Source organism: Aquisphaera insulae (assembly GCF_011064615.1).
In the GTDB taxonomy this organism is placed as follows: Bacteria; Planctomycetota; Planctomycetia; order Isosphaerales; family Isosphaeraceae; genus Aquisphaera; species Aquisphaera insulae.
This window is the reverse complement of sequence record NZ_JAALJH010000004.1, coordinates 253,126-261,342: the sequence shown is the minus strand read 5'-3', so window position 1 is coordinate 261,342 and position 8,217 is coordinate 253,126. Positions and strand designations below refer to the sequence as shown.

Annotated in this window: 6 protein-coding genes; 4 read left to right on the top strand and 2 right to left on the bottom strand. The window is 69.1% G+C overall.

What is annotated here, in order from left to right:
- Positions 1 to 186: 186 nt before the first annotated feature.
- Positions 187 to 936, bottom strand: a complete 750-nt coding sequence (locus G6O54_RS04455; RefSeq protein ID WP_165220658.1) for an SDR family NAD(P)-dependent oxidoreductase — start codon at positions 934 to 936, stop codon at positions 187 to 189.
- 117 nt (positions 937 to 1,053) lie between these two features.
- On the opposite strand from G6O54_RS04455, the gene G6O54_RS04450 reads away from it, so the two are divergent.
- Together G6O54_RS04450 and G6O54_RS04445 are read left to right on the top strand one after the other, a co-directional pair.
- On the top strand, positions 1,054 to 1,410 hold the full coding sequence (locus G6O54_RS04450) for a winged helix-turn-helix transcriptional regulator (protein WP_165220656.1): 357 nt from the start codon (positions 1,054 to 1,056) through the stop codon (positions 1,408 to 1,410).
- Entirely contained in the window at positions 1,407 to 1,865 is a 459-nt protein-coding gene (locus tag G6O54_RS04445) for a hypothetical protein (RefSeq protein WP_165220653.1), read from the top strand. The genes G6O54_RS04450 and G6O54_RS04445 overlap by 4 nt, the downstream gene beginning before the upstream one ends.
- 231 nt (positions 1,866 to 2,096) lie before the next feature.
- Here G6O54_RS04445 and G6O54_RS04440 read toward each other — a convergent pair whose 3' ends face one another.
- On the bottom strand, positions 2,097 to 2,726 hold the full coding sequence (locus G6O54_RS04440; protein ID WP_165220650.1) for a mobile mystery protein B: 630 nt from the start codon (positions 2,724 to 2,726) through the stop codon (positions 2,097 to 2,099).
- 582 nt (positions 2,727 to 3,308) lie between these two features.
- On the opposite strand from G6O54_RS04440, the gene G6O54_RS04435 reads away from it, so the two are divergent.
- Both G6O54_RS04435 and G6O54_RS04430 read left to right on the top strand, forming a co-directional pair.
- Positions 3,309 to 6,467: a PVC-type heme-binding CxxCH protein gene (locus G6O54_RS04435; RefSeq protein WP_165220647.1), complete on the top strand. Its 3,159-nt coding sequence runs from the start codon at positions 3,309 to 3,311 to the stop codon at positions 6,465 to 6,467.
- Between the two features lie 278 nt (positions 6,468 to 6,745).
- Positions 6,746 to 8,203, top strand: coding sequence for a RecQ family ATP-dependent DNA helicase (locus tag G6O54_RS04430; protein ID WP_165220644.1), 1,458 nt, complete (start codon positions 6,746 to 6,748; stop codon positions 8,201 to 8,203).
- The last annotated feature ends 14 nt before the right edge of the window (positions 8,204 to 8,217 follow it).

The following is an 8,217-nucleotide window of genomic DNA, read 5'->3' as shown; positions in this document are numbered from 1 at the left end:
TCGTTCACGAAGAGCTGAGCGAACACGAAGAGCGGCACGGCTGCGAAAATCGAATAGGCGGCGATGAGACTGAGCAATTCCCCTCCCCTCCTTCTCCATCGAGCCGACTCGCGCAAGTTCACTCTACCTTCGCGAGCGTCCCGACTGCCAACCATTCGCCGAGATGCTCATCGCGGCGCAGCCTGCTCAGACCTGCGCCATCCCGCCGTCCACGAACAGCTCGATCCCGGTGACGAAGCTGCCGTCGTCGGAGGCCAGGAACACGGCCGCCTTGGCGATCTCGTCCGGGTCGCCGATGCGGCCGAGCGGGACCTGGCTGGCCAGGCCGGCCTTGAACTGGTCGGCCGCCTCCTTCGAGCCGACCACGCCATCGACGCCCGGCGTGTCGATCGGCCCGGGGCTGATCGCGTTGACGCGGATCTTCCGATCCTTCAGGTCCGTCGTCCAGCTCCGGGCGAACGACCGCACCGCCGCCTTCGTCGCGCTGTAGACGCTGAACGCCGGCATCCCCGTGATCGAGACGATCGAGGCATTGAGGATGATCGACCCGCCGTCGGCGAAGAGCGGCAGCGCCTTCTGCACGGTGAACAGCAGCCCCTTCACGTTGATGCCGAAGATCCGGTCGAAGTGCTCCTCCGTGATCTCGCCGAGCTTCGCGAACTCCGCGATCCCCGCGTTGGCGAAGAGCACGTCGATCCGCCCGTGCTTCTCCCTGACCGTCGCGTAGAGCCGATCCAGGTCGTCGAGCCTCGCGACGTCTCCCTGCACGCCGATCGCGCCACGGCCGATCTCCGCGACCGCCCGGTCGAGCTCCTCCTTCCTCCGGCCCGTGATCACGACACGCGCCCCCTCGGCCGCGAACCGCCTGGCCGTCGCCAGGCCGATCCCGCTGTTCCCCCCCGTGACCACCGCGACCTTTCCGTCGAGCTTGCCCATCGATCCGCCTCCCCCGGGACTGTTGATCTCTCTCACCGGGCGGTATTATGGAGGAAGCTATCGACAAGGCAAGTACCAACCTTTTCGTAAGTATCATCCGAGAATCGAGGTCCGATCATGGCGAGGCGAAGGCCGCTGACTGGCTGTGGCCTGGAGGCGGCGCTGGCGGTGGTGGGGGGGAAGTGGAAGCCGATCGTGCTCTGGAACCTGGCCGGTACGCCGCGACGTTTCGGGGAGCTGCGGCGGCTGGTGGAGGGGATCAGCGAGAAGATGCTGATCCAGCAGCTCCGCGAGATGGAGGCCGACGGCATCGTCTCGCGGACGGATTTCCGCGAGATCCCGCCGCGGGTCGAGTACGCCCTGACGGAGTTCGGAGTCTCCCTGGCGGAGGCCCTCCGCCCGCTCTGCGAGTGGGGCACCGCTCACGTCGCCCGGATCGAGGCGAGGCGGGCGGAGGTGGTATCGGCGCGATGACGCTTGCGGCGCGACGCAGGATCGCGCACCGGGCCCTGGCCTGGGCCGCCGTCCTGGGCTTCTGGGTGATCGTCTCTCGGGACAATCATCCGACCCTTGGGCTGAACGTCCTCGCCAGCCTGCTCCTGGTGATCACCTTCGCCGCGGCCGTCCATATCAACCACCGCGCCTTGATCCCGCGGTACTGGGTGACCCGCCGGTATGTCGCCTACGGCGGGATGCTCCTGCTGGCCATGGGCCTCCTCGCCCTCGCCTGCACGGCGGCCATCCACGTCCTGTATGACGCCCTCAGGGGGCCCGATCCGGCCCGATTCGGCTTCCTCGCGAACCTGGGGATGGAGTTCGCGCTGGTGGCGTTCCATGTCCTGGCGGCGAGGGTAGTTCGATGGCTGTGGGGGGGACTTGCCGGGTCCGTTCGATTGCCGAAATACCACAGGCCCTTGCGAAGCGAATGAGCTCAAGAGACGTGTTGCCACGGATTGGACCGGCACCGGCAGCCGAGTTGGTCCGGAGGTGACGGGTGTAGTCGCGGGATGTACTCTCTCAAGGCAACGGGCGTCATGGTGACGAAGAGAGATAGTTTAGTCGAGGCAAAAAACATTGACGTGATCATGACTTGTTTGTCCCCGCGCCGGCCGTCCATCGGACCCTCATGAGTTGCGGCGGGTGTGTACACGCCGGGACCATCAGCTCGCGGGCGGCGGTTCGTCCCTGAGATACTGCCGGTGCAAGCTGAGGAGGGGCTCTTCATCTCCATTGTCGGCGCTCTTGAGGGCCTCGATGTACTCCCCCCGTATCGGGCTCGTCGTGCCCTCCATGGCAGGCCAGGCGATGTCCGCGAGTCCGTGAAGGTGTAGCCAGATGTTCGTCAGCATCCGCGCCCAGCGACCATTCCCGTTGAGGAAGGGATGAATCGCGACGGCTCGATGATGGAGCCGTGTCGCCTGGATCATCAGGTCGATCCCTTCCGTCTCCCAGAATCTGAGGTCCTCGAAGAGATCGTGAAGCCGCTGCGGGACCTGGAGCCAGGGGGCCCCGAGGTTGAGATCGCGGGAGCGAAACAGCCCGGCCCAGTCCCACACATCGCCGAACATCTCGCGATGGAGGGCCTTGGACCACTCCAGGTCGAAGGGGGCGAGCTCTTCAGACAGGTCGCCTCCGAAATACTTGAGGAGAGCCTTGCGGATATTCCGAGCTTCCTCGAAGTTGAGCTGCGCCCGGGTGGTAAGGCCGAAGATCTTCAGCCCAGAGGCATCATCGATCGGGGTTTCCCCTGGAAGAGAGTCACCGAAGATGACCTTGATCCGATCGACCATGGGCTAGCGATCCAAGCTCAGAAGCTCGCGGGCAGACTCCTTGGTCAATGCCCAAAGCGCCTTCTTGTCGAGGCCTTGTCCTTCCAGGGCCATCGTTCCTTGAAGCATGCTCGTCAGCCTCCGCGCCTTCACGAGGGCGCGGCGACGACGCTGCCACAAGCTCTCGGCATGGACGCTCTGAGGAGACATGGTTGCACCTCTGAAGCCTCTTGCTTCCCCTGAGGTCCGTCGATCGGAGATGGCCGGTCTTCGCTGCTTCGATCGAATTCCAGGGACGAGCCTGACCGGAAACCTCTGCATTCTCGGGAAGCGGTGAATTCTGGCATTCAATCTACGCCAAATTCTAGGCCCCATGCCCTGTTGCGCCAAGCGGATAGCAGACGCCCAACCCCCGCGGGTCAGGGCCACCGGGCCGCCCGCATCTCATCCGTGATATCGGCGCCATCCGTGGTAGAATACCCCCTTCGGTCCTTCGTCCCGCGGGCAACGGCCGGGCGGTTGACGCAACGGGGCGGGATCACGCAGCGGTCGCTCGGTTCGCGGTGAATCGGGTTCCACGCGCAAGAGGGAGTTTGTACTTTGATGAATACCAGTGCACGCGGCGGGCGCTCGCGGGGGCGGGGCCCGATCCTGGTCGTGGGGCTGAGCCTCCTCTCGGGCCTGGTCGGCATCTCCGCATCCGCCCCGGCCGGCGAGTTCAAGATCGGCGAGCGGACGCTCAAGGTGCCGGACGGGTTCGTGGCGGAGCTGGTCGCGGGGCCGCCGGTCACGGACCGGCCGATCACGGTCGCCTTCGACGAGGCCGGGGCGCTTTACGTCGCCGACTCCTCCGGCTCGAACGATCCCGTCCAGAAGCAGCTCGTGGAACGGACCCATCGGATCGTCAAGCTGCAGGACAAGGACGGCGACGGCCGGTATGAGACCCGGACCGTCTTCGCCGACCGGATGATGTTCCCCGAGGGGACGCTCTGGCACGACGGCTCGCTCTTCGTCGCCGCGCCGCCGAGCATCTGGAAGCTCACCGACACGGACGGGGACGGCGTGGCGGACCGTCGCGAGGAGTGGCTGCACCGGACGCTCACCGGCTGCGCCAACGACCTGCACGGGCCGTATCTCGGGCCTGACGGCCGCATCTACTGGTGCAAGGGGGCCTTCGCCGAGCAGAGGATCGATCGGCCCGGCAAGGCACCTTACGCCTCGAAGGCGTCCCACATCTTCCGCGCCCGGCCCGACGGCTCGGAGATCGAGCCGGTGATGACCGGCGGCATGGACAACCCCGTGGACGTGACCTTCACGCCCGGCGGCGACCGGATCTTCACCTGCACCTTCCTGCAACAGCCCGGCGGGGGCAAGCGCGACGGCCTGATCCACGCCATCTACGGCGGCATCTACGGCAAGGTCCACTCCCCGATCTTCGAGCCGGGCCACAGGTGGACCGGGCCCGAGGTGATGCCCGTGCTCCTGCACATGGGGCCGGCCGCGCCCGCCGGCCTGAATCGTCACGAGTCCGATGCGCTCGGGCCGGAGTATCGCGACAACCTCTTCGCCTGCTACTTCAACCTCCACAAGGTCAGCCGGCACGTCCTCAAGCCGGAAGGCTCGACGTTCACGGCCACCGAGGAGCCGTTCGTCACCAGCCCGGACGTGGACTTCCACCCGACCGACGTCGTCGAGGACGCCGACGGCAGCCTCGTCGTCGTGGACACCGGCGGCTGGTACAAGCTCTGCTGCCCGAGCTCGCAGATCCAGAAGCCCGACGTCCTGGGCGCCGTCTACCGCGTCCGCCGCAAGGACGCCCCGCGCGTGGCCGATCCGCGCGGCCTGGCGATCGACTGGAAGGGGCTCTCCCCCGACGACCTGGCGAAGCTCCTGGGCGACCCGCGCCCGGCCGTCCAGCATCGGGCGATCGAGGCCCTCGGCAAGCGCGGCGAGGCGGCGATCCTGGCGCTCGCTCCCCACAACGTCACGTCGCCGCTCGGCCGCCGCAATGCCGTCTGGACGGCGGCGCGGATCGAGGCCCCGGTCGCGAGGTCATTCGTCCGGTCGGCGATCGAGGATCCCGATCCCGACACGGCCCGGGCGGCGATCCAGGTCGCCAGCCTTCACCGCGACCGGGATGCCGTCGCCCTGCTCGTGGCGAAGCTCGGCCAGCCCTCGGCCCACGGCCGCCGTGCCGCGGCCGAGGCGCTGGGGCGGATCGGCGATCCATCGGCGGTGCCCGCGCTCCTGCAAGGGCTGGCCGACAAGACGGACCGTCAGCTCGAGCATGCCCTGATCTACGCCGCGATCGAGATCGGCGACCGCGACGCCGCCGCGAAAGCGGTCCAATCGCCCAACCCGGCCGTCCGCCGCGGGGCGATCATCGCCCTGGATCAGATGGAAGGCGGCTCGCTCGACCCTCGCGAGGTCGCCGGCCTGCTGACCTCGACCGATCCGCCGCTCCGCGAGGCGGCGTCGTGGATCCTGGGCCGGCATCCCGAGTGGGGCGGCGCCCTCGCCGGCTCCTGCCGCGAGCGGCTGGCGAAGGGGCCGGCCGGCGTCGCCGACGGGGCCGAGCTGGAACGGCTGCTCGCCCGCTTCGCCGGCTCGGCGGAGATCCAGGCCCTGCTCGCCGAGGTGCTCGCCGACGCGACGGCCCCGGCGGGGTCCCGCCTGATCGCCGCGCGCGCCATGGCCCGCGCGGGCCTCAAGGACGCGCCCGGTTCGTGGATCGCGTCGCTGACGAAGGCGCTCGCAACGAGGGGCGAGAAGCCCGAGGCTCTGGAGCTCACCCGCCAGGGCGTGGCGACCGCCGCGGCGCTGGCGACTTCCGCGGACCGGGGCAAGCCACTCATCCCCGTCCTGACCGCGATCGGCCGCGACGGCAGGGCCGATGAGGCGCTCCGGCTGGCGGCCCTGGCCGCGGTCCCGGGGGGCGTGAGGCCGCTCGACGACGCCTTGCTGGGCTTCCTCGTCGAGCACCTGGACCGCGATCAGCCATCGGCGATCCGGGGTTCGGCCGCGGCGGCCATCGCGGCGGCCGGGCTCTCCGCGGCCCAGCTCAAGGACCTCACCGCCGCGTTCCGGACGGCCGGGCCGCTCGAGGTCGATCGCCTGCTGACGGCCTTCGAGCAATCGACGGACGAGGCGGTCGGCCTGGGGCTGGTCAAGGCCCTGGGCGAGTCGCCGTCGCTCTCGAGCCTGCGGGCCGAGTTGATCAAGCAGCATCTCGCGAAGTACGGGGCCCCGGTCCAGGCCGCCGCCGAGGCGGTCTACGCCAAGCTCAACGCCGACGCCGCCAAACAGCGGGCGCGGGTCGACGACCTTTGCACCAAGCTCGCCGGCGGCGACGTGCGCAAGGGGCAGGCCGTCTTCCTCAGCGAGAAGGCCTCCTGCTTCACCTGCCACGCGATCGGCTATCGCGGCGGCGACGTCGGGCCGGACCTGACCAAGATCGGCGAGATTCGGACCGAGCGGGACCTCCTGGAGGCGATCGTCTTCCCGAGCGCCAGCCTCGTCCGCAGCTTCGAGCCGATCGTCGTGGCCACGTCCGACGGCAAGGTCACGAGCGGCCTGCTCAAGCGTGAGACCTCCGATGAGCTCTTCCTGGTCACGGGCGTGAACCAGGAGGCGCGGATCGCCCGATCCGACGTGGAGGAGATCCGCCCGGGGACCGTCTCGGTCATGCCGGCCGGCCTGGATCAGCAGCTCACCGAACGAGACCTGGCGGACCTGGTGGCCTTCCTCAAGGCGTGCCGGTGAGCACGCGCTCATGGGGCTGCCTCGGTTCGCCCATCCGGCGGCCGGGGCCGCCTCCGGTAGCCACGTGCTCCGCCTCCTCGACCCCGTGCCAATGCGCCTCCGTGGTTCGCTCATTCCCGGCATCGCGTTTGCCCTATCTTTGGGCCGTGGCGACGAGCCAGGGCCTTCGAGGCCGGCCTCTCCGGGCCTCGCGGCGATGGATGATCGAGGGCAGCAGGCCAATGCCAGGGATTTCAGCCGCGGGGTCGGCCCAAGACCGCGCCTCGCTATCGAGCCGGTTGCGTGAACATTTCGGATTCCACGAGTTCCGACGCGGCCAGGAGCAGGTGGTCCGCTCGGCGCTCGAGGGGCGGGACACGCTGGTGCTCATGCCCACGGGCTCCGGCAAGAGCCTCTGCTACCAGCTCCCGGCGCTGGAGATGGAGGGGGCCACGGTCGTCGTCAGCCCGCTGATCGCCCTCATGAAGGACCAGGCCCAGGCACTCCGCGCCCGGGGGTTCGCCGCCCTCGTGATCAACAGCTCGCTCTCGGCTGCGGAGCGGGCTGCGGCGGAGGCGGCGATCGCCGGGGGCTTCCCCGCGTTCCTCTTCACGACTCCGGAACAGCTCGCGGTCCCGGAGTTCCGGGCCTTGCTACGCCGCACGCGGGTCGACCTTTTCGTCGTGGACGAGGCCCACTGCGTCAGCCAGTGGGGGCATGATTTCCGCCCCGAATACCTGGCGCTCGGCGACGCGATCGAGGACCTTGGCCGGCCGACCGTGCTGGCCCTCACCGCGACCGCGACCCGCGACGTGGCCGAGGACATCCTGCGTCAGCTCCGAATCCCTGACGCCCGCGTCGTCCACACGGGCTTCGACCGGCCGAACCTGCACCTCGCCGTGACCCGGGCCCGCGACGAGCGCGAGAGGCTTGATCGCGTGTCCGAGGTCGTGGTGCGGTGTGCGCGGTCCGGGCTCGGCGGCGGGATCATCTATGCGGCGACCGTGAAGGCCGTGGGCGAGATCGCCGACCGGCTCCGCGAGGACGGACTCCCCGCGGCGACCTACCACGGGCGGATGAGGGCCGCCGATCGCGCCGCCAGCCAGGACGCGTTCATGAGCGGCGAGCTCCCGGTGATGGTGGCCACGAACGCATTCGGCCTGGGGATCGACAAGCCGGACATCCGCTTCGTCATCCACGCCCACCTGCCCGGGACGCTCGAGGCCTACTACCAGGAAATCGGCCGCGCGGGCCGCGATGGCGAGCCCGCCCTCTGCGAGCTCGTCTACGTGGAGGACGACCAGAAGCTCCACCGTTTCTTCCAGGCCGGCCGTCATCCATCGGCGGAGGACCTGGTCAACGCCCATCACGCCCTCAGGCGACTGAGCGAGACCCCGCCGACGCTGTCCGAATTGCAGGCGATCTCGCCGCTGCCGCCCACGCGACTCAAGGCCACGCTCAACCTCTTCCGGACCCGTCGCGTAGTGAAGGAGGACCTCGCCGGCCGCTTCCTCCTGCTCGAGCCGGAGCTCACCGCCTGCGAGCTCGGGCGGATCGCGCGCGAGTGTGAGGATCGCGAGCACCGCGAGCAGCTCAAGCTCCGCAGGATCCTCGAGCTGGCCGAGCGGCGGGGATGTCGCTGGCAGTACGTCCTCGACGACTTCGAACCGGATACGACCCATGCCCTGTGCGGCCGTTGCGACAACTGCACCGGGGGCCGGGGCTGGCCGGAGGCCACGCTGCGGAAGGCGTCGTGACGACACGCCATCGC